This is a genomic window from Vibrio sp. Vb339 (assembly GCF_902751245.1).
GTDB lineage: Bacteria > Pseudomonadota > Gammaproteobacteria > Enterobacterales > Vibrionaceae > Vibrio > Vibrio coralliirubri.
The window spans coordinates 1186109-1206451 of sequence record NZ_CADDIS010000002.1 but is presented as its reverse complement, the minus strand read 5'-3'; the positions used below and the strand labels follow the sequence as shown (position 1 = coordinate 1206451).

17 protein-coding genes are annotated in these 20343 nt (G+C 44.0%); 7 read left to right on the top strand and 10 right to left on the bottom strand.

Going from position 1 to position 20343, the window contains the following annotated elements; genetic code table 11:
- Window positions 1-107 precede the first annotated feature (107 nt).
- Window positions 108-1505 carry a peptide MFS transporter gene (locus tag HRQ85_RS13965; RefSeq protein ID WP_172379882.1) on the bottom strand — a complete coding sequence of 466 codons (1398 nt, stop codon included), beginning with the start codon at window positions 1503-1505 and terminating at the stop codon, window positions 108-110.
- Window positions 1506-2007: 502 nt separating this feature from the next.
- Here HRQ85_RS13965 and rfaH point away from each other — a divergent pair.
- Window positions 2008-2514 (top strand): transcription/translation regulatory transformer protein RfaH, encoded by a 507-nt coding sequence (rfaH, locus tag HRQ85_RS13960; RefSeq protein ID WP_059019906.1) that lies wholly within the window; start codon window positions 2008-2010, stop codon window positions 2512-2514.
- Window positions 2515-2594: 80 nt separating this feature from the next.
- Here the strand turns inward: rfaH and asnB are convergent, their stop codons facing one another.
- The 4 genes from asnB to nagA all read right to left on the bottom strand — a co-directional run bounded on the left by asnB (window position 2595) and on the right by nagA (window position 8525).
- A complete protein-coding gene (gene asnB / locus HRQ85_RS13955; protein WP_017062196.1) occupies window positions 2595-4265 on the bottom strand; it encodes an asparagine synthase B in 1671 nt (556 codons plus the stop codon).
- Between the two features lie 235 nt (window positions 4266-4500).
- A complete protein-coding gene (locus HRQ85_RS13950) occupies window positions 4501-6087 on the bottom strand; it encodes a cation:proton antiporter family protein (protein ID WP_086716115.1) in 1587 nt (528 codons plus the stop codon).
- Window positions 6088-6171: 84 nt separating this feature from the next.
- A complete protein-coding gene (gene nagC / locus HRQ85_RS13945) occupies window positions 6172-7386 on the bottom strand; it encodes a DNA-binding transcriptional regulator NagC (protein ID WP_172379881.1) in 1215 nt (404 codons plus the stop codon).
- 2 nt (window positions 7387-7388) lie between these two features.
- The gene (gene nagA, locus HRQ85_RS13940) at window positions 7389-8525 is read right to left on the bottom strand and encodes an N-acetylglucosamine-6-phosphate deacetylase (protein WP_172379880.1); all 1137 of its coding nucleotides are present in this window, start codon (window positions 8523-8525) and stop codon (window positions 7389-7391) included.
- Window positions 8526-9000: 475 nt separating this feature from the next.
- On the opposite strand from nagA, the gene nagE reads away from it, so the two are divergent.
- A complete protein-coding gene (gene nagE, locus HRQ85_RS13935) occupies window positions 9001-10560 on the top strand; it encodes an N-acetylglucosamine-specific PTS transporter subunit IIBC (protein ID WP_048612171.1) in 1560 nt (519 codons plus the stop codon).
- A gap of 302 nt (window positions 10561-10862) precedes the next feature.
- Complete coding sequence (gene glnS / locus HRQ85_RS13930; RefSeq protein WP_172379879.1) at window positions 10863-12530, top strand: glutamine--tRNA ligase; 1668 nt, start codon at window positions 10863-10865, stop codon at window positions 12528-12530.
- Between the two features lie 148 nt (window positions 12531-12678).
- On the opposite strand, the gene fcrX is transcribed toward glnS, so the two are convergent.
- Window positions 12679-13128, bottom strand: a complete 450-nt coding sequence (gene fcrX / locus HRQ85_RS13925; protein ID WP_048606469.1) for a ferric iron uptake transcriptional regulator FcrX — start codon at window positions 13126-13128, stop codon at window positions 12679-12681.
- 207 nt (window positions 13129-13335) lie between these two features.
- Here fcrX and HRQ85_RS13920 point away from each other — a divergent pair, with 207 nt between their 5' ends.
- A complete protein-coding gene (locus HRQ85_RS13920; RefSeq protein WP_019820496.1) occupies window positions 13336-13842 on the top strand; it encodes a DUF4442 domain-containing protein in 507 nt (168 codons plus the stop codon).
- Between the two features lie 97 nt (window positions 13843-13939).
- Here HRQ85_RS13920 and fldA read toward each other — a convergent pair whose 3' ends face one another.
- From fldA to HRQ85_RS13905, 3 genes are all read right to left on the bottom strand, one after another.
- The gene (gene fldA / locus HRQ85_RS13915; RefSeq protein WP_010436745.1) at window positions 13940-14473 is read right to left on the bottom strand and encodes a flavodoxin FldA; all 534 of its coding nucleotides are present in this window, start codon (window positions 14471-14473) and stop codon (window positions 13940-13942) included.
- 58 nt (window positions 14474-14531) lie between these two features.
- Complete coding sequence (locus HRQ85_RS13910; RefSeq protein WP_004737900.1) at window positions 14532-14750, bottom strand: DUF2788 domain-containing protein; 219 nt, start codon at window positions 14748-14750, stop codon at window positions 14532-14534.
- Window positions 14751-14858: 108 nt separating this feature from the next.
- Complete coding sequence (locus HRQ85_RS13905; RefSeq protein ID WP_172379878.1) at window positions 14859-15620, bottom strand: alpha/beta fold hydrolase; 762 nt, start codon at window positions 15618-15620, stop codon at window positions 14859-14861.
- Between the two features lie 93 nt (window positions 15621-15713).
- Between HRQ85_RS13905 and seqA the strand changes: the two genes are divergently transcribed.
- Complete coding sequence (seqA, locus tag HRQ85_RS13900; protein ID WP_019820493.1) at window positions 15714-16253, top strand: replication initiation negative regulator SeqA; 540 nt, start codon at window positions 15714-15716, stop codon at window positions 16251-16253.
- A 91-nt stretch (window positions 16254-16344) separates the two neighbouring features.
- A complete protein-coding gene (pgm, locus tag HRQ85_RS13895) occupies window positions 16345-17991 on the top strand; it encodes a phosphoglucomutase (alpha-D-glucose-1,6-bisphosphate-dependent) (RefSeq protein WP_172379877.1) in 1647 nt (548 codons plus the stop codon).
- A 121-nt stretch (window positions 17992-18112) separates the two neighbouring features.
- Here pgm and HRQ85_RS13890 read toward each other — a convergent pair whose 3' ends face one another.
- Window positions 18113-18871 (bottom strand): DUF1853 family protein, encoded by a 759-nt coding sequence (locus HRQ85_RS13890; protein WP_172379876.1) that lies wholly within the window; start codon window positions 18869-18871, stop codon window positions 18113-18115.
- Between the two features lie 90 nt (window positions 18872-18961).
- Here HRQ85_RS13890 and HRQ85_RS13885 point away from each other — a divergent pair, with 90 nt between their 5' ends.
- Entirely contained in the window at window positions 18962-19720 is a 759-nt protein-coding gene (locus tag HRQ85_RS13885; RefSeq protein ID WP_172379875.1) for a Nif3-like dinuclear metal center hexameric protein, read from the top strand.
- Window positions 19721-20343 lie beyond the last annotated feature (623 nt).

Here is a 20343-nt window from a genome sequence, read left to right as displayed (position 1 = left end):
CGGCTTATCGTTAATCGCCGTAAGGTGCATAATACAAATAACAAAAGGGCTGCTCATTGAGCAGCCCTTTTTGATCAGGACATTTCGTATTGAAAAAGCTGGAGAGTTTAAGCCGCAGATGTCTTTGTTGCTTGCTTAGCTTTTGGCTCTGCTTCAAGCGTCATGTTGGTTTCTACGCCATGCATCCATGACACAAGCTTACCAGCACAAAGCAGCAGTAATATGCCACTCACCGTTGCTGTGATAGCAATACCACTGAAGATAGACATAGCACCAAGCTCACCAACATGAGAACCAACCAGGCCTGCCACGTAGTTTGCCACCGCATTGAAGCCAAACCATGCACCCATCATCAATGATGCTAGGCGAAGCGGAGCTAACTTAGTGACCAACGACAGGCCAATAGGAGATAGACAAAGCTCACCAAGGGTATGGAAGAAGAAAGCACCGACTAGCCATAGCATTGATGTTTTCACTGTTAGGTCGCCGCCTTGCTCCATTACCGCGCCCATCATGCACACAAAGCCCAGTGCTAAGAAGAACAATGCCATTGCAAACTTAACAGGAGAGTTGGGTTCACGCTTACCCAGTTTCACCCAGAACGCCGCAATGATTGGAGCAAGTGTAATGATGAAGAATGGGTTCAAAGATTGGAACCACGCAGCAGGAACTTCAAAGCCACCAATCATACGGTCAGTATATTGTTGAGTGTAGATGTTCATTAGGCCGCCAGCTTGTTCAAAGCCCGCCCAGAAAACAATCACGAACAGACCCATGATAAGAATCACTTTTAGTCTGTCGAACTCTTCTTTGGTTAGTGGCGCTTTTTCTTTAGATTTGTTCAGTGCTTTCGCTCGAGCAGCAGCAGGCACAGAACCGATGTTGCCTAACCAAGATTGAGCCATTGTCATTTGCATGATCAAGCTAATAACCATACCAATACCAGCGGCTAGGAAACCTGCTTTCCAACCAAATGAGTCGACTGCAGCACCTGAAATTAAGCCACCAAGCAGCGCACCTAAGTTGATGCCCATGTAGAAAATGGTGAAAGCACCGTCACGGCGGTTATCGCCTTCTTGGTACAGATCGCCAACCATGGTTGAGATGTTCGGTTTAAACATACCGTTACCACTGATTAGCAGTGCTAAACCAAGGTACAGAGCGTTCACTTGGTCTAAACCGATGAAGCCGTTAGGTAGAGCCAGTGTAAATTGGCCAAGTGCCATTAATACACCGCCAATCAGAATTGATTTACGTTGACCTAGGTAGTTATCGGCAATCCAGCCACCAATTAATGGTGTGATGTAGACTAAACCGGTGTAAATACCGTAGAGATCGAGTGCGTCTTTTGTTGACCAACCCAGTCCACCGTTGAGGGTAGTGTCAGTCAAAAATAAGACAAGGATGGCACGCATCGCATAGTAAGAGAAACGTTCCCATAGCTCTGTGCTAAAAAGTAGAAATAGGCCTCTAGGGTGGCCAAAGATGTTGTGGTTGCTTGGCATAAGTTTTACTAATTTTAGGTATTAAAAGATTTTATAGTCATTCATGTATACACAGTGGGATAAAAGTCTGCAATAGACGTATTTTATGGTCACGACAACTTGGTTTAGCTAAGGTGCTGATATTAAAGATCTTTACTTTTAATGTTGCCCATTTTAGATGTGCTGCAAACTAATTTTCCAGATTTGAGTTGGTTGGTTAATAACCTTCTTTAAAGCCATGTTGAATAAAGATGTTTAGATGCATTGCTCTGGTGTATCATTTTGAGTTTAAAGGGAATGATATGCTCATTAATTGGGGCGTACATATGCTTACAACAATGAGCCTTTTGATCTCTAAATGATCCCTGTACAATGCTTAACCACTTTCGACACCTATAACTTTTTGTTGATAAATTGGTCCGCTACGCATTATTTTTCGTTCGCGACGATTCATTTTATTAATGGCGATTCAACTGTTTTAGGCATGTGGTAAAATATCTAAAAATATAAAATGGCTAGTTAAATGAAACGTTGGTATTTGCTTTACTGTAAGCGTGGTGATCAAAAACGCGCTCAGCAGCACTTAGAGAATCAAGGGGTAGAGTGCTTTTACCCTCAAATAGAAGTCAAAAAGGTGGTGAGAGGGAAAGAAAAGCAGGTCAAAGAACCGCTGTTTCCGTCTTACATTTTTGTACGCTTTGACTATGAGCAAGGTCCTAGCTTCACGACAGTTCGTTCAACTCGTGGCGTTGTGGACTTTATTAAGTTCGGTGCACTGCCGCATGAGGTCCAAGGAGACTTGGTGTTTGAACTTAAAGAGTTTGAGAAGTGCTGCAGTAACGAAGTGGAAGATTGTTGTGTTGAGTTTGAATCTGGACAGGTAGTTAAGATTCAGAGTGGCCAGTTTGCCGGGGTTGAAGCTATTTTCGATCAGAAAGACGGTGAGGCTCGATCGATTATGTTGGTGAAAATGATCAGCCAAGTCGTTCCAATCAGTATTGAGAACGAAGCACTACAAGCTCGCGCATAACTGCAGTAATAAAAAATAGGCTTAAAACAAAAAGGCGCATAATGCGCCTTTTTTAGTCTTTAGGATTTGTTCAAAACGCTCTAAGCGTTGTAAGCATCGTTGTGAACGGCTTGTACGGCACGGCCTGATGGGTCGACACAGTTTTTGAATGACTCATCCCACTCAATCGCTTTCGCTGATGAACAAGCCACTGAAGGACCACCAGGAACACATTCTGCCGCTGATTCTAGAGGGAAGAGCTCCTCAAAGATTTCACGGTAAGCATAACCTTCTTTGGTTGTTGGCGTGTTGTAAGGGAAACGGAATTTAGCAGCTTCCATTTGTTGATCCGTTACTTTTGCTTCAGCCGTTGCTTTCAATGTATCAATCCAGTCGTAGCCAACACCATCAGAGAACTGCTCTTTTTGACGCCATGCGATTGAATCTGGTAGGTAGTCTTCAAAGCACTCACGCAGGATGTGTTTCTCCATCTTACCGTTACCACACATCTTATCTTCAGGGTTCAGACGCATTGCGACATCGATGAACTCTTTATCCAAGAATGGTACACGGCCTTCAACACCCCATGCCGCTAGCGATTTGTTTGCACGAGCACAGTCGAACATGCTTAGAGCAAGCAGTTTACGTACTGTCTCTTCGTGGAACTCTTTCGCGTTTGGCGCTTTATGGAAGTACAGGTAACCACCAAAGATCTCATCAGCACCTTCGCCAGACAATACCATTTTGATGCCCATTGCTTTGATCTTACGAGCAAGCAAGTACATTGGCGTTGATGCACGAATCGTCGTTACATCGTAAGTCTCGATGTGGTAGATAACATCGCGGATGGCATCTAAGCCTTCCTGAATGGTGTAAGTCATCTCGTGGTGTACAGTACCGATCTTGTCCGCAACTTCACGAGCAGCGATAAGATCTGGTGCGCCTTCAAGGCCAACAGCGAATGAGTGCAGTTGTGGCCACCAAGCTTCAGATTGCTCATCATCTTCGATACGCATTGCAGCAAAGCGTTTTGCGACGGCTGAAGTAATTGATGAATCAAGGCCACCAGATAGAAGTACACCGTAAGGAACGTCAGTCATTAGTTGACGTTTAACTGCTGCTTCTAGCGCTTCAGTCAGTTCTTCTTTGCTTGTGCTGTTGCCTTGTACCGCAGCGTACTCGTTCCAATCGCGGATGTAGTATCGTTGAGGTTCTGCATCTTTCGAAGAGTAGAAGCTACCTGGAGGGAATTCACTGATCGTCTTACATACTTCAACCAATGCTTTCATCTCTGAAGCCACGTAGTAGTTGCCGTGCTCATCGTAACCTTGGTAAAGCGGGATAATACCAATATGGTCACGGCCCACTAGGTACTCGTCTTTCTCTTCGTCGTATAAAACGAATGCGAAAATACCGTTAAGCTCTTCTAGAAGGTCTGCACCCATCTCTTGGTATAGCGCTAGGATAACTTCACAGTCAGAATCAGTCTGGAACTGGTACTTATCTTCATAGCGTGCGCGAAGTTCTTTGTGGTTATAAATTTCACCGTTTACTGCAAGAATGTGCTTTTTGTCTTGGCTGTATAGTGGTTGAGCACCGCTGTTCAAGCCAACAATAGCAAGACGTTCATGAGCAAGGATTGCTTTTTCACCCGCATAGATACCAGACCAGTCTGGACCACGGTGACGAAGCTTCTTAGACATTTCTAAAGCAATAGGGCGAAGTGCTGCGGCATCACTTTTAATGTCGAGAATGCCAAATACTGAACACATAGAACTTCCTTTTAAATAATTTCCAAATCAACTGCATTCAATTTGCCATTCTGGCTAAAAAAAGCAACCGGATGTGAGCAAAAAAATAATATAAAGGGTGTTCTGTTAGAAATTATCTAATTTTTATGTGCTTTTGGTGTGTGATGTTTAATTGCGGTTGGTTTTTTAAACAAAAACCTCTCAAAAGTGCGAAAAATAGGCAATTTTGAGAGGTTTAGTTGAACACCGTCTAATACTAGATTTTATTGATATTTGGATTTAACTGTTCGCAAACGTGGCGAGCAAAACCACTACCCGCCTCGCTGTAAATGTTAAATGCCGCATCAACGCCATTCTCTTTCAGTGTTTCGAGTTGATCTGGGTATTCAGCAATAGCCGCAATTTGGCCTTTAAAGTTACGTGACTTCAATTGCTCTAAAGCGGTTTGATTACCTTGGTGGTGAGGCATTGCCAAAATCACCAGTTTTACGTTGGCCGTATCTAAGATGCGTTCCCAGAAATCCGGGTCAGTTGCGTCACCAGAAATTACGTTTCTGCCATGGCTTCTGTGGTTGTGCGCAGCTTCTTCACGAACTTCGACACCTAAGCTCACCTTGCCGTAGCGAGAACGTAATTCGTCATAAGCACCAGTACCAATTCGTCCCATACCAAGAATAAGTACTTGGGCACGACCTGGGTCAATTCGCTTATCACGTCGGTGAAGTTTTTCTGACGCATGCTCTTTCAGCCATTTACCTGACTGCTGATAGAGTTTGTGACCTGCTCGGTTTAAAGGTGCAGCGATTAAGAATGACAGTGAAACCGCAATGGCGACGGCAACTAAAATATCACCAGACATCCAACCCATCTTGAAGGCGAGGCCACCAACGATGAGGCCAAATTCGCTGTAATTAAACAGTGATAGAGAGGCGAGTAGAGATGTTCGAACGCGGAACTTGAAACGGTTAAGCACTAAGAAGTAGAGAACCCCTTTCACTGGCAGCATCAGTAAGAACAAAACTGCAAGCATAAAGCCTTGAATGGTTGGTTGCTCTGACAAACCAATGTTCAAGAAGAAACAGACAAGGAAAAGCTCTTTAAGGTTAAACAGCGATTTTGATAACTCTGAGGCTTTTGGGTGACCAGCCAGTAACATACCTAGAACAAGAGCACCCAGGTCTGGTTTAACACCAACCAAATGGAATAAACCAGCACCGACGACTAATGCGAAGAAGATGCCGGATAAAACTAGCATCTCACCATGACCAACCCAATCGAGCACTTTGTAGAACAGTGGGCGTAATAAGGGCAGGGCAAACAGAGCAATCGCATACCACTCAGGTATTTTGCCCGTAGAAGCCGTTAGGAATACTACGGCGAAGATATCTTGCATGACCAAGATACCAATCGCCAACGTTCCGTAAGTCGCATTCATTTCGCCTTTCTCTTGCAGAGTCTTAACCGCAAATACGGTACTAGAGAATGAAAGAGCAAAACCGAGCAGAACGATCTGTTCTACCGACATGGCGGCTAGCGATGAAATACCTAAGAATTTAAAACCAAACAGGGCGACGGCGAAAAACAGAGTGGACAAAAGGTTGTGGATTGTCGCGCCAGCCCAGATCTCTTTAGAGAGTAGGGTTTTGATATCGAGCTTTAAGCCGATAGTAAATAGAAGCAGCGTGACACCAAGGTCAGCTAAAGTAATGATGGTGTCATTGGTTTCAAAGCCAAAGGCAAAAAGCCCAAAGCCTGCAACCAAAAAACCAACTAATGGGGGAAGGTGACACTTTAAAGCAATAAATCCTGCGATAAACGCAGTGGATATTAATATAAGTTCCATAACTTGTTGTTGTAGTTCCCTAGCTTAAAAAAACGGGCCGTGTTTATACAAACACGGCCCGCGGAAAATCAGAATTGTTTTTCTCTAGTCTTCGAGAAGCCTCTGCAGTAACACGCCGTTGAGCATGGCGCGCTTAATCATGGCAAAAGCTCCCATCGTAGGATGTTTATCGATCTGAGATGCTACAATAGGCAAGCCGCTATGGAAAGTCGTTAACGACTGATTCTCTACATTGCGCTTAATTGCAGGGAAAACAATCTCTTGTGCCTTGGTAATATCACCAGCAATGATAACTTTTTGAGGGTTAAATAAGTTAATCGTCATCGCGATAGCCTTACCTAACTGGTTTCCTACTCGAACTAAGCTTTGCTTGGCTAGCTCATCACCATTAATCGCGTGGTCACAAACGTCTTGAATCGTAATATGCTCAAGCTCTGTTAAAGAAGACTCATAGCCTTGCTTAATCAGCTTCTGCACGCGTTCAACGATAGCTGGGTTTGCTGCTACGGTTTCAAGACAGCCGAAGTTACCACATTGGCATTGCTCGCCGAGAGGATCAATTTGGATATGACCAATTTCACCCACGTTACGGTTATGACCTAGGAAAACCTGACCATTAACGATAATACCTGCACCTGTACCACGGTGGACACTGACCAAAATAGAATCTTGGCTGTCTTTACTTGCACCGAAGTAGTGCTCAGCAAGCGCCATTCCTCGAACATCGTTACCAACAAAGCAAGCAACATGGAATGTATCGCGAATAATGTCGCTCAATGCGAGGTTATCGATGTCGGTATTCGGCATGTACTCAACAACACCGGTCGTTGGGTTAACTAAGCCTGGAAGCGTGACGCCAATAGCAATCAGTTGGTCGATCTTTGGTTGATGCTCAGCAATGAAAGCCTTGAGGTTATTAACCAAGCCTTGGGTAAGGTCTGATTGGTCTGAATAATTTAGGTCTTGCTGTTGGAAAGCCAATTCACGACCACCAAGGTCATGCAGGCTTATTTGAATGTAGTCTCGACCTAAGCGCACAGCGACAGAATGAAAAGGTTCTACTTCTGTGGTTAGGGAGATAGCGCGTCTACCGCCAGTAGACGCTTGCTGCGCAACCTCTTTAATTAGGCCGCGCTCTAAAAGTTGGCGGGTAATTTTTGTAACACTTGCCGGTGCGAGTTGGCTTACATCAGCCACTTGTATACGACTGATAGGCCCTTGCTGGTCTATAAGTCGGTATACCGCAGCACTGTTTAGTTGTTTAACTAAGTCTACGTTACCTATTTGTCCGCCATTCATACTTAATTGTGCTCGTATTGTCCGTTAACAACAGTCGCTTTAACGTTAAAGTCTCGGTCAAATACAGCTAGGTTTGCAACCATGCCTTTTTTGATTCGACCTAGCTTGCTTTCTACACCGATAGCCGTAGCTGGGTATAGCGTAGCCATGCGAAGAACTTCGTCTAAAGCGATACCAGCGTGCTCAACTGTATTCTGAACTGCTTCAATCATAGTCAGAGCTGAGCCGCCCAGTGTGCCGTTTTCATCAACACACTTACCATCACGGTAATATACTTTCTTACCGACAAAAATAAAGTATTCCATGTCAGCACCTGCAGGAGCTGTGGCATCCGTCACTAATACCAACTTTTCTCCCTTGATTTTATGCGCAATTCTGATGTTTGCGTAATCAACGTGGAAGCCGTCGGCAATAATGCCCGCATAAACCTCAGGAGTATCGTAAATCGCACCAACAACGCCAGGCTCACGACCAACCATCGGCGTCATTGCGTTGAATAGGTGAGTGGCGAACGTGATACCAGATTCGAAACCTTGACGCGCTTCTGAGTAAGTTGCGTTGGTGTGGCCGATAGAAACCACAACGCCAGCTTTGTGCAGGCGTTCGATGTGTTCAGGGTCGTTAAGTTCTGGAGCCAATGTTACTTTTGCAACAAGGTCACGGTTCTCACAGATAAGCTCAATCATTTCGTTGTCAGATTTACGAATGTGATCGACGCTATGGATGCCTTTTTTCGCAACGTTCAGGTAAGGACCTTCAAGGTGCAGACCTAAAGATTGGTTTTGGTATTGGTTATGGTATTCACGAGCTGCCGCAATAACCGCACGCATATCTTCGTCTGAAGACGTGATAAGCGTTGGCAGGAAGCTAGTACAGCCAGATTTCAGGTTTGCTTTGTGCATGATCTGCATGGTTTCTGCAGTGATCTCATCGTTAAGCATCACACCGCCACAACCATTCAGTTGTAGGTCGATGAAACCTGGGCTTAGGTTTGCTCCGTCTAGGTCGCGAACCTCGATTCCTTCTGGCAATTCAGAGATAGGACAGACTTTTTTGATCAGTTCGTTTTCGATTACAACAGCATGATCGGTTAGAACATCACTACCAGTGTAAATTTTACAGTTACTTAGCGCGTACATAGTCAGCTAATCCTTATTTCGTGAGATCTTTTAAATTCGTTCGTTACCTAAATGTGGACTTAGTTTGCGAGCATCATTTACGTAACGATTTATCTTTTATGGGCAAACGGCTTCAAAATGGGAAGCGATTTAAGTTGTTGAAAAACATATGAACAATTGATTTTTATTATACATTTAGGTTCATCAATAATGATTATTCACGGTGCTCTATAAGCCCGGAGATACCATCTTTTTGCCTAATGATTAGATTTGGATTTTATCCATAAATGTTCATTTTTTTGAATGATAAAATAAGTTTTATGATCTCGCTAGCAAAAACCTCTGGATTTGGTAAAAACTGGTGATTAGGATCACAAATGGTAAGGTTTTAATTTGCGGAGCAAAATTAATTGAATACACTGAATAGGACTAAATTGAGCGACTAAAATAAGTTTCTCAAACGAATTCTAAAAAATCCTATAGGGGGAAACAACTGGTGAATATTCTAGGATATGCACAGAAGCTTGGTAAGGCGTTAATGCTACCAATCGCAACGCTTCCGATTGCGGCGCTTCTTTTACGTTTAGGTCAAGGCGATCTACTTGATATTCCATTCATGGCGCAAGCTGGTGGTGCTATCTTCGGTAACCTACCATTGCTCTTTGGTCTAGGTATCGCGATTGGTCTTTCTAAAGACGGTAACGGCGCAGCGGGTCTTGCTGGTGCAGTTGCTTACTTCGTACTAACTGCTACAGCAACGACAATTAACGCAGACGTTAACATGTCATTCTTCGGCGGTATCTTCGCAGGCATCATCGCAGGTCACTCTTACAACGCTTTCCACGCGACACGCCTTCCAGAATGGCTGGCTTTCTTCGCGGGTAAACGTTTAGTACCTATCATGGCCGGTCTATTTGCACTTGTTGCAGGTGCTGTGTCTGGTGTGGTATGGCCTGGTGTTCAATCTGGTCTAGACGCACTTGCTCATGCAGTATCAACGTCTGGCGCTATCGGCCAATTCGTTTACGGTACTCTTAACCGTGCACTTATCCCTGTAGGTCTGCACCACGTATTGAACTCATACTTCTGGTTCGGTATGGGTACATGTCAAGAAATCATCGTTGCTGGTCAAGGCGCATTCGCTAACATCACTCAACTTTGTGTTGACCCAGCACTTGCTAAAACTCTAGTTGTTGGCCAAGAGCACACATTCACATTCGCGAACTCTGTAACTCCAGAAATCACTACTGTAGTTAAAGAAGTGACTGAAACTGTGAAATCTGGCGACCTACACCGTTTCTTCGGCGGCGATAAAGGCGCTGGCGTATTCATGAACGGTTTCTTCCCAGTAATGATGTTCGGTCTACCAGGTGCTGCACTTGCAATGTACCTAGCTGCTCCTGCTGAAAAACGTAGCCAAGTTGGTGGCGCACTATTCTCAGTTGCATTCTGTTCATTCCTAACAGGCATCACAGAGCCGCTAGAATTCATGTTCGTATTCCTAGCTCCTGCTCTATACGCAATGCACGCTGTATTTACAGGTCTGTCTCTAGTAGTTGCTAACATGTTTGGTACTCTGCACGGTTTCGGTTTCTCTGCTGGTCTTATCGACTTCGTATTGAACTGGGGTCTAGCAACTAAACCATTCGTACTACTACTAATCGGTCTTGGCTTCGGTGCTCTATACTTCTTCACTTTCTCTTTCGCAATCCGCGCTTTCAACTTGAAATCGCCAGGTCGTGAAGATGATGACGAAGCTGTTGCTGCTCCTGCTGGCGACGCACCAAAGGGCGACCTTGCACGTCAATACCTGAAAGCTCTAGGTGGTCACGACAACCTAACTTCAATCGACGCTTGTATCACTCGTCTACGTCTAACTCTTAAAGACCGCTCTGTTGCAGATGAAGTTGTTCTTAAGAAACTAGGTGCTAAAGGTGTGGTTAAACTAGGTGAAAACAACCTACAGGTTATCCTAGGCCCACTAGCTGAAATCGTAGCTGGCGAAATGAAAGCTATCGGTGCAGGTGAAGACCTATCTGATGTAAAACTTCCATAGTAAGGGAAGTACTTAATTAAGATGTAAAGTTACTCTTAAGTAAGTGTCAAATTGAAAGCCTCCCACATGGGAGGCTTTTTTGTGCCTGCAGTTTAAGACCAGCGAACACGGTTCGTTCTATTCTTCATCGAATAGCAGAAATAATCGCAATTAACGGACGGTTCTTATTGTGCAAAGGCTAAGAATTGTGGATGATTAGCAACAATGATCTTTCTATCTTTGACTGGCGCTATAAGCGACCGTTTTCTTGGGGACGAAAGATAACTTTCTCTGACAATACTAAATACATAGAGGTGCTATAGATGAGTGAAGCTGAGGCTCGTCCATCGAATTTCATTCGCCAAATTATTGATAAAGATTTAGCGGATGGTACACACAGTAGCGTGCATACTCGTTTCCCGCCGGAGCCAAATGGCTACCTGCACATTGGTCACGCTAAATCTATTTGCTTGAACTTTGGTATTGCTCAGGACTACCAGGGACAATGTAATCTTCGTTTCGATGATACAAACCCTGAAAAAGAAGACGTTGAATACGTTGAGTCAATTAAGAATGATGTAAGCTGGTTAGGCTTCGAATGGTCTGGTGATATTTGTTACTCATCAAACTACTTCGATACGCTTTACGCTTATGCTGTGGAATTAATTAATAAAGGCTTAGCGTATGTTGACGAGCTAAGTCCTGATCAAATCCGTGAGTACCGTGGCACGCTAAAAGAGCCAGGTAAAGCGAGTCCATACCGTGACCGCAGCCCTGAAGAGAACCTAGCGTTGTTTGAAAAAATGCGTGACGGTGGCTTCGAAGAAGGTAAAGCGTGTCTACGTGCTAAGATCGACATGAGCTCTTCGTTCATGGTTATGCGCGATCCTGTTATCTACCGTGTTCGTTTTGCTCACCACCATCAAACGGCTGACAAGTGGTGCATTTACCCAATGTACGACTTTACTCACTGTATCTCTGATGCGCTGGAAGGTATTACGCACTCTATCTGTACGCTTGAGTTCCAAGATAACCGTCGTTTGTACGATTGGGTTCTAGATAACATCACGATTGATTGCCAACCTCGTCAGTACGAGTTTAGCCGCCTAAATCTTGAATACACAGTGATGTCTAAGCGTAAGCTGAACAAACTTGTGGTTGAAAACCTAGTTCAAGGTTGGGATGACCCACGTATGCCTACTATTTCTGGCCTACGTCGTCGTGGTTTTACTTCAAGCTCGATTCGTGAATTCTGTAAGCGTATTGGTGTGACTAAGCAAGAGAACATGATTGAGTTCGGTTCACTTGAATCTTGCATCCGTGATGATCTGAACGAAAATGCACCTCGTGCAATGGCTGTTCTGGATCCAGTTAAGATCGTTATCGAAAACTACGAAGCAGATACAGTAGAAACGCTAACGGTTGCAAACCACCCGAACAAGCCAGAAATGGGTACTCGTGAAGTTCCATTTACACGCGAAGTTTGGATTGAACGTGACGACTTCCGTGAAGAAGCAAACAAGAAGTACAAGCGTTTGGTTCTAGGTAAAGAAGTTCGCCTGCGTGGTGCTTACGTGATCAAAGCTGAACGTATCGAAAAAGATGCAGAAGGCAACATTACGACTATCTTCTGTTCTTACGACAATGAAACATTGGGTAAGAACCCTGCAGATGGCCGCAAAGTGAAAGGCGTTATCCACTGGGTATCTGCTGATAAAGCATTACCTGCTGAGATTCGTTTGTACGATCGTCTATTCACAGTGCCAAACCCAGCCGCTGCTGATGACTTCGCTGCAACGCTAAACCCTGAATCACTTGTTACGCTAAATGGTTTTGTTGAACCTAGCTTAGCAGAAGGTGTGGCAGAACAAGCGTACCAATTTGAACGTACAGGTTACTTCTGTGTGGATTCGAAAGACTCTAAAGCAGACGCACTAGTCTTCAACCGTACGGTTGGTCTACGTGACACTTGGGGTAAAACTGAAGCTTAATGCTTGAGTGCTTAGTTTGTTAAAAGCGACCCAATAAAAAACCGGCTTAGAGCCGGTTTTTTTGTGTCTGAATAATATGGGATAAGTATCGGAGATCGTACTTATGTAGGGCCATATAAAAAACGCCGGCCTAAGCCAGCGTTCTGTATTACTTCTTCGCTTTATGCGCGTCTGGATTGCCTTTGCAATCTCCGCTAATGCTTTTGCCGTACAAGTACAAACTGTGGTTTGTTAGTTGCACGTTGTAACGCTGAGCAATCTCTTTCTGTCTTTCTTCGATGATGTCATCAGAGAATTCGATCACTTCGCCACAATCTAAACATACAAGGTGGTCGTGGTGGTGCTGTGTAGAAAGTTCAAATACAGACTTGCCGCCTTCGAAGTGGTGACGAGTTACAATGCCAGCGTCATCGAATTGGTTAAGTACTCGATAAACGGTTGCAAGGCCGATTTCTTCACCTAGGTCGATCAGCTTCTTATATAAATCTTCAGCACTAATATGTTGGCAGTCTGGCTGTTGTAATACTTCTAAAATTTTGAGCCGTGGAAGGGTCACTTTAAGACCTGCATCTTTTAGCGCTTGATTATTGTCTGACATATACTTTCCTGTTGATGATCTGCAGCAATTAACAGAATTCAATATTAATACCATTATAGTTTAGTCAGGCATAACAATAAACCACGAACTTCAAAGGGTTACTTACTGACATCACAATCTGTTTTGTAAATTGGAAGTATCTCACTTATAGTGGAGGTACGACCAGTCAAGGTGACGGTGTTTCTGATATGAACATGGAATGTTGTTATGAATAAGCAACTCGCAAAAATATATAAACCCAACATTGTAAAATTTGCTCTTAATATTTGGCCTCCCTTTTGGGGAGCGGGTATTCGAATAGCCCACATTAGCGCTGACTTTAGAGTTGTTAAGACAGTACTTAAGCTACGCTGGTGGAATAAGAACGCCAATCGTACTCAATATGGCGGCAGTATCTTTTCTCTTACCGATCCCGTTTACTCATTGATGTTAATGGGAATTTTAGGTGAGCGATATTATGTTTGGGATAAAGAAGCGAGCATTAACTTCATCAAGCCGGGGCAATCGGACTTGTATGCAGATTTTGAGATAAGCCAAGGGCAGCTTGATGATATCTATCGTCAGACACAGCTCGGTGAAAAGTGTTTCCCCGAATTTATTATTCACGTGAAAGATAAGCAGGGTAATGTGGTTTCAGAAATTCAACGCACCCTCTATGTAAGAAAGAAGCCGCAATTTAGAGATGACGATGAAGCACTAGAAGCTGAGTGCTAATTAATAGATTTTAAATAGCAAAAAACCTCCTATAAGGAGGTTTTTTCATATCTACATAATGGTTTATTAATTGTAACAATTAACAACCACTAGAGAATTAGTCTTCTAGCTCTGCTAGGCACATCTCTTCGTGGATTTGTTTAACCCAGTTAGATACGCGCTCATCAGTTAGCTCAGGTTGACGGTCTTCATCGATACATAGACCAACGAATTGGCTGTCATCGCCTTCAACTAAACCTTTCGATGCTTCGAATTCGTAGCCTTCAGTTGATGTGTGACCTAGGATAGTACCGCCTTTCGCTTCAACGATGTCACGGATAGTACCCATAGCATCACAGAAGTATTCTGCGTAATCTTCTTGGTCGCCACAACCAAAGATAGCAACAAGCTTAGTTGAGAAATCAATAGCTTCTAGCTCTGGGAAAAAGTCATCCCAATCACATTGTGCTTCGCCGTAGTACCACGTAGGGATACCAAGCAGCAGTAGATCGAAGTTATCGATATCTTCTTTGCTGCTTTTTGCAATGTCTTGAACGTGAACGAGCTGTTTGCTCAATTGCTTTTGAATCATCTTAGCAACAGCTTCAGTGTTACCTGTATCGCTACCAAAGAAGAGACCTACACTTGCCATAGAATCATTACCTTTCATTTTGTCTGTTGTCGGTGTAATAAAGTTCGGAAGAGAATCGTTAGATCCCAGTTCCTTCCCAGCTTAGTTGGATTATCCCTTTGGCGATAAAACCCGCACAGCCAAGGAAAAGTACTAACCATACGATGCGACGACCAAATGGAGGAACATTTCCCTGCTTGAGAACGTCCTTAATTGCCATACCGATTAAAAAGAAAATCGCGGCAAACAGGAGATCTAAACCAACAGATTCGATGATGTTCATGTAGTCGTAAAGCATGGGAACCTTATATACCAATTTTGCTTGGGCGCACTATATCACTGTTGTGAGATAAAGTTAATCTGCAGTAATTACACAGCTCTCATTTATCTCCACGAAAAAGCGCAGTTAAGCGATGAATTTTCTAATTGCTCTAAGTACTTCTGCTGGTTTTTCAGCATGCAGCCAGTGACCTGTGTTGGCAATGACATGCGCTTTTGCGTTAGAAAATTGCTGCTGAACGGCTGCTTGATGTTCTGCGGTGAGGTAATCTGAATCCCCACCTTTAATGAGCAAGGTTTTGACCGAGGTTTTCTCGATCGGTTCCCAACCAATAATATGTGGGTAGTTGCTCAATAACGAAGCAACATTGAAGCGCCATTCCATGATGCCTTGCTCTGTTTTGAACAAAGATTTGGTTAAAAACTGGCGAACGCCATCGATCTCGATATATTTTGCGAGAACCTTGAGTGCATCTGAGCGTGAAGTCGGCTCTTCTTCTATCACGGCTTGCAGGCCTGCGAATACGTTGTCGTGGCGACTCTGAGTGTACGCGACCGGAGCCATATCCAAGACAATCAATTTATGCAGCGCAAGATGTTGTGTCAGTGCCATCGCTACTTTGCCACCCATCGAGTGACCAATCACAGTGACGTCTTCTAACTTAAGATCATGCAGCAGTTGAGCCACGTCTTGTGCCATCGCTTGATAGTTATGAGTGTCACTATGGAAGGATTGACCGTGGTTGCGGAGATCGATACTAAGTACCTGATGATCGGCTTTTAGATCCCTAGCGAGCAAGCCAAGGTTGTCCTGATTACCGAATAATCCATGGATCAAAACAATGGTGTGACCCTCACCTTCAATTTTATAGTTGAGCTGTACTGACATTTTTATCTTATTCATGGTGGGTTTGACGTAGAGTATCCGCGCGGATCTCGCTATAATCCCCCAGAGTTTAAACATTGAGATTGTGAAAAGCGAATGAAAACAATTGAGGTTGATGAGGACCTATACCGTTTTATTGCGGGTCAGACAGAACGTATTGGCGAAAGCGCTTCAGATATTCTGCGCCGCTTGTTACAGGTTGATAGCCAAGGCATGGCTCCGATCGAAGAGATCGTTGAGCCAAAAGGTATCGTTGTTAGCAAAGAGGTAGGCTTTACTCCAGAGAAGTTCGATGGCGTTAAAGAAATGCGCTCACTACTAATATCAGATGAGTTTGCATCACTAAAGAAAGCCATTGATCGTTTCATGCTTGTGTTATCAACACTGCATAAAATCGACCCTTTAAGCTTTTCAGAAGCAACTCAAGTAAAAGGCCGTAAGCGCGTTTACTTTGCAGATAATGAAGCGACGTTGCTAGCAAACGGCAACACGACTAAGCCTAAAGCTATTCCACAAAGTCCTTTTTGGGTTATTACTAATAACAATACAAGCCGAAAAAGACAGATGGTTGAGCAGCTTATGAGCCGCATGAGTTTCCAAGCAGAATTGATAGAAAAAGTAACAGGTTCAATTTAACGAAATCTGATTTAAACCTCATAATATCCATGGATAAGAAGATATTATGAGGTTTTTTTGTTTTTAAATTTTATATATAAGGATGTCGAAAATGGCTATGCACCCTCGTGCTGGGCAGAAAGCTCAGCAGGAAGATCTTCATAATATCCCGGCTTTAGTTGCTAACTATTTCTTACAGCAACCGGATGCTACGAACCCAGATCATAAAGTACTTTTCGGTACTTCAGGTCACCGCGGTACAGCAGACAAATCAACATTTAACGAAAACCACATTCTAGCAATTGCACAAGCGGTTGCTGAAGTTCGTACCGAGCAAGGTACAACTGGCCCTCTTTTCTTAGGTAAAGATACTCACGCTCTATCTGAGCCTGCATTCTCTACGGTTATCGAAGTGCTTGTAGCGAACGGTGTTGAAGTTATTATTCAAGAAAACAATGGCTTTACTCCAACACCTGGTATCTCGCACGCGATTCTTACGCACAACCTAGTGAATGACAAAAAAGCCGACGGCATTGTTATCACACCTTCGCATAACCCACCTCAAGACGGCGGTATCAAATACAACCCGATACACGGTGGCCCAGCTGAAGCTGAACTGACTCAAGCGATTGAAGACCGTGCTAACGTGATCATTGCTGAGCAAATGCAAGGTGTTAAGCGTACGCCGATCGCACTGGCTAAACAGTCTGAGCTAGTAAAAGAAGTTGACCTAGTCGCGCCATACGTCGCTGATTTGGTTAACGTCGTGGATATGGAAGCGATCAAGAAAGCAAACATCAAGATTGGTGTTGATCCACTGGGTGGCAGCGGTATTGATTACTGGCGTCAAATTGGTAAAGCGTACAATCTAGATCTGACTCTGGTAAGTGAAGCGGTTGACCCTTCATTCCAATTCATGTCTCTAGATAAAGATGGCGTGGTTCGTATGGACTGTTCTTCTCCATACGCAATGGCTGGCTTACTGGCGCTTAAAGACGAGTACGCTCTAGCGTTTGGTAACGACCCAGATTACGATCGCCACGGCATCGTGACACCTAAAGGCTTGATGAATCCGAACCACTTCTTAGCGGTTTGTATTGATTACCTATACCGTAACCGTGAAGGTTGGGGTAAAGACGTTGCTGTTGGTAAGACACTGGTATCAAGCGCATTGATTGACCGAGTTGTTGCTGACTTAGGTCGTGAGCTTTGTGAAGTGCCAGTTGGTTTCAAATGGTTCGTTGATGGTCTTTACAACGGCCAGTTTGGCTTTGGTGGTGAAGAGAGTGCAGGTGCTTCTTTCCTACGTAAAGACGGTACGCCTTGGTCAACAGATAAAGATGGCCTGATTCTTTGCCTACTTGCGGCTGAGATCACAGCTGTGACAGGTAAGAACCCACAAGAATACTACGAAGAACTTGCCGCTAAACACGGTGAATCTAAGTACAACCGTATTCAAGCGGTAGCAAATGGTGCACAAAAAGACGTGCTGAAGAAACTATCTCCAGAGATGGTTTCTGCTGAGACGCTGGCTGGTGATGCAATTACTGCACGCCTAACACACGCTCCAGGTAACGGTGCTGCGATTGGTGGCTTGAAAGTGACAACTGAGAACGGCTGGTTTGCTGCTCGTCCATCAGGCACTGAAGACATCTACAAGATCTACTGTGAAAGCTTTAAGGGTGAAGAGCACCTGAAAGCAATCGAAGCAGAAGCTCAAGAGATTGTTAACCAAGTATTTGCAGCCGCTGGCCTATAATCGAATCTCTATTACTAGAGTTACTACGTAAATAGAAGAAGGGTTGATGTGAAAGCATCAGCCCTTTTTATTTGTGTTGATTTTGTATAAGCGGGAAAGGTAACTGAGTTAGCTGAGACGACTAACTGTGTGGCCAACTTTGTGGCATCACAAACCAGAATTGCCCCGACTTTGTTTGCCCATGGATGAAGCGATCACCGAATTCAGTGATAGGCTGACTGCTGAAATCATCCGTGCCAGCTGCCCATTGCTCTTTGGTGAGAGGGTAGAGCGCTTCAGTGATTAAATGAGCCTGATTTTGATAACACCAGAATCCATTTATTTGGCTTGGGTTAATGTCGTAGCCCAAACATGCAGTAGGTACGCTTTGTTCTAAGAAAGGGTTGGTGTAGAGACGACCTTGCATCAGTAAGTGCTTTGAGTCGACATCGATCTCTGGATATTGCTCAATAAACGCTGCAGAAGAGGACATTTCGAGTTGGTGGTTGAGCATCCTGGCGAGTTTCTTATCTAATTGGTCGTGAGAGTTGGGGCCAAACCATGTTTGTTCATGGAGTAGATAAAATTTAATCGCCACTTCCCAATGTTCCAGCTTTTGGCCGCTTTCTTCTTCAAGAATAAAGTCGATTGCACCAAGAGTTCTGCCTTCCACATTGATCTGAATCTCGTCGTGCTTTATCGAGTAATTCGGTGAGGCAGCGATCACTTGTTCGCATAGATATTGGTAGAGGAAACCTAATCTAGGATTACCATCATAAGTATGTGATGAGTTGATGGCATGGTGGCTAGAGAATGCACTGAGATCCGAAATCGGTGGTTTGATTTCTAGTAATGGTGGTGAGTCGATGACCCATTGGTAAAAACGTTGTAGTGCTGTCATCTCTTCCTCATAAACTCATCGTGGGGCTTTCGACATTCTACCCGTAAATTGATATAACGACGTTATTATAAAGGTAAGCTGGAAAGAAAAATGAATAACTTACAATTAGAAAAGCTACTTAACGAAAAACTGCAGCCACAGCAGATTAAAGATTACTGTCCTAATGGTCTTCAAGTTGAAGGTGCAACAGAAGTGAAGCGAATCGTTACTGGTGTGACAGCTTCTCAAGCCTTGATTGATAAAGCGGTGGAACTGAACGCAGACGCTTTGTTAGTCCATCATGGTTTTTTCTGGAAAGGCGAGTCAGAAGCCATTCGTGGCATGAAGGGCAAGCGCATTCGTACCCTGGTTAAAAATGACATCAATCTTTTAGGTTATCACTTACCGCTTGATATCCACCCTGAACTTGGCAACAACGCAAAATTGGCAGAGTTACTTGAGATAGAAGTCGAAGGCGGTTTGGAAGGGCACCCACAATCGGTTGCTATGTTTGGTAAATTAAAAGCGCCAATGACAGGTACTGAATTTGCAGCAAAAATCGATCAAGCTCTGAATCGTAAACCACTGCATATCGCACCAGAAAACCAAGACAAAATGATTACGACTGTCGGTTGGTGTACTGGTGGTGGTCAAGATTACATTGAGCTAGCGGCTTCTCAAGGTATTGATGCGTTCATCTCTGGTGAAATTTCAGAGCGCACTACTTACTCAGCACGCGAGCAAGACATTCATTATTTTGCTGCTGGTCACCACGCGACTGAGCGATACGGTGTAAAAGCGTTAGGTGAATGGTTAGCGAAAGAGCATGGCTTGGATGTTGAGTTTATTGATATCGATAATCCGGTATAAGAGAAGTTGCGAGATGAGGGATACGAGTCGAGAGTATGCATCATTTTCTAGAATTGAGCAGGTAACCTGTAGAGTTGATCTGCTCGCTTAAGGAGATCCCCAACTCGCTCGTTCCTCGCTCTTGAGGATGACGACATTGTTTCGCTCTATAAGTACCGTCATTCCCTAGACTGACGAAGGAAGGAGTAGGGAATCTCTTAAGGTTCTCTATAAATTAAATGAGATCCCCAAGTCACTCGTCCCTCGTTCTTGAGGATGACGAGTAACTATAAATTTGTATCCTTCGATTAGGCGGGCTAATTAGAACTCTAATGGACTCTACTTAGAGAGTTCATAAGTAATTCGTCATTTCCTAGACTGACGAAGTAAGGAGTAGGGAATCTCTGAAAGCTTGTCGATACAATTAATGAGATCCCCAACTCGCTCGTTCCTCGCTCTTGAGGATGACGACATTGTTTTGCTCTATAAGTACCGTCATTCCCTAGACTGACGGAGGAAGGAGTAGGGAATCTCTCAAGGTTCTCTATAAACTGATTGAGATCCCCAACTCACTCGTCCCTCGTTCTTGGGGATGCGATATTATTTTATTCGTTCACTTCGCACTCTTGAGGATGATGGGGTTG